Here is a 1,991-nt window from a genome sequence, read left to right on the forward strand (position 1 = left end):
ACATAGCGCAGATGACGGGTGCAAATTACCAAGCCAGCCAAACCTTTGTCGCTGATGAGTAAATTTGAGCCAGCACCGATAATTGTAATTGGGAGCTTATTTAGTTGCGCCCAAGCTAGACCACTTTGCGTCTGGGCGAGGGTTTTGGGTTCGAGATACCACTCGGCGGGGCCACCGACTTTCCACGTTGTCAAACCTTTGAGCGATATACCGGGGCGAATCGGGCAATCAGTAGGAACTTCCACATCTCGATCTGCATCTGTTGGTATGGTCGAAATAATTACTGGCTGATGAATCTGGGGTTTGCTAACGGATGATTCGGCAGCAGATCGGCTGCGCGAACGGTCGTGGGAAAGTGTCATGATGGAGATGTAAGGTAGTTGGTGGAAATCGGGGGCAGTCACTAATAACTAGCAATCGAGGAAATGTGTGGATTCTCAGCCAGATGGATACAGCCGATCGTCTTCACAAGTCAAATTTATAACAGGCTAACTCGGGGATAGTTAGCATTGATAATACACTAAACATTCAAGATCGAGCGATCGTTTCGGTTTGTTTGGCATTAAGTGCTGTTCGATAAAAGTCTAAGACCCCCGGAATGATTTGGTTGAGGTTTCCCGCACCCAAGCACAAGCAGATATCACCCTGCTGGAGATTGTGAGTCAGAAATTCGGATACCGCACTCAGCGTGGGTTGATAACAAACACGCGGGTGATAGCGACCGATTTGAGCGACAACCTTTTCGCCACTAATGACGCCAGTATCGGCTTCTCCCGCACTGTAGATATCTGTAATTACTACTAAGTCGGCATCTTTAAAAGATCGGGCAAACTCAGGCAGAAATTCTAAAGTACGGCTGTATCGATGGGGTTGGAACACCGCTACAACTCGTCGTTCGGTACCAACTCGCAAGCGAGCGGCACTAAGTGTAACGAGGATCTCACTGGGATGGTGAGCGTAGTCATCGATAAAGGTAATGTTATTTTGGTATCCTCGAAGTTCAAAGCGGCGTTTGGCACCACTGAAAGTCGCTAGACCAGCGGCAATCGCACTAAAGTCTAAGCCAACCTGACGACCGACGGCGATCGTCGCCAGGGCATTACTCAAGTTATGTTTGCCTAACACTCCTAACTTTAGTATTCCCAATAATTTGCCGGATTCATATACTCGTGCCGAAGTCCCATCGGCATGGTAGTCAATCTCATCGACGGTATAATCGGCGACTTGTCCTGGCTCGACGCTATAAGAAATCGTCGGTTTGATGCGCTCTTTGACGATCGCACAGTCGATCGAGCCGATTGTCACTTGACACTGGTTGGCAAATGTGGTAAAGGTATCGATTACCTGATCGAGGCTCTTATAATGGTCGGGATGATCGAGTTCGATATTCGTAATTATCCCGATTTTGGGTGAATGCTTGACGAGGGAACCGTCAGACTCATCGACTTCGGCGACAAAATATTCACTGTTGCCAACTCGGGCATTGCCATCCCAAGCTGTGACTTCACCACCGACGACAATTGTCGGATCGACACCAGCTTCTACTAGCATGTAACCGATCGCGCTGCTAGTTGTAGTCTTACCGTGAGTACCTGCCACGCCGATACTCGTGTATTCCCCAATCAGAGCGGATAATACATCCGATCGATGAAAGATCGGACACCCTTGCGCCAACGCCGCTCTCAATTCGCTATTAGTTTTACCAATGGCCGTCGAGCAGATGATTTGCGGCGTTTGTCCAGATGGGTGGTTATCAAAAAAATCTAAATTACTCGCATCCTGACTCAGGAAAATGTGCGCCCCAACTGACGCCAACTTTTGAGTGATGTTTGTCGATTTGAGATCGGAACCAGATACTGGCAACCCGCGTCTTGCTAGTACATAAGCCAGCCCTGACATCCCAATCCCCCCAATCCCGATAAAATGAATCGGACGACCGCCAAAATCAATAGAACTACCCATAATATTTTCTCACCAGCCAGATAGAGCGA

The 1,991-nt window shown here is 48.4% G+C and carries 1 protein-coding gene and 1 pseudogene; both read right to left on the reverse strand.

Annotation, left to right across the window (positions count from 1 at the left end; translation table 11 throughout):
- Window positions 1-362, reverse strand: a pseudogene (locus tag RMO52_RS05775) (UDP-N-acetylenolpyruvoylglucosamine reductase); the annotation flags it as partial.
- Between the two features lie 166 nt (window positions 363-528).
- Window positions 529-1,962, reverse strand: a complete 1,434-nt coding sequence (murC, locus tag RMO52_RS05780; RefSeq protein WP_310411773.1) for a UDP-N-acetylmuramate--L-alanine ligase — start codon at window positions 1,960-1,962, stop codon at window positions 529-531.
- Window positions 1,963-1,991 lie beyond the last annotated feature (29 nt).

This window comes from Chamaesiphon sp. OTE_8_metabat_110 (assembly GCF_031382685.1).
Lineage (GTDB): Bacteria > Cyanobacteriota > Cyanobacteriia > Cyanobacteriales > Chamaesiphonaceae > Chamaesiphon.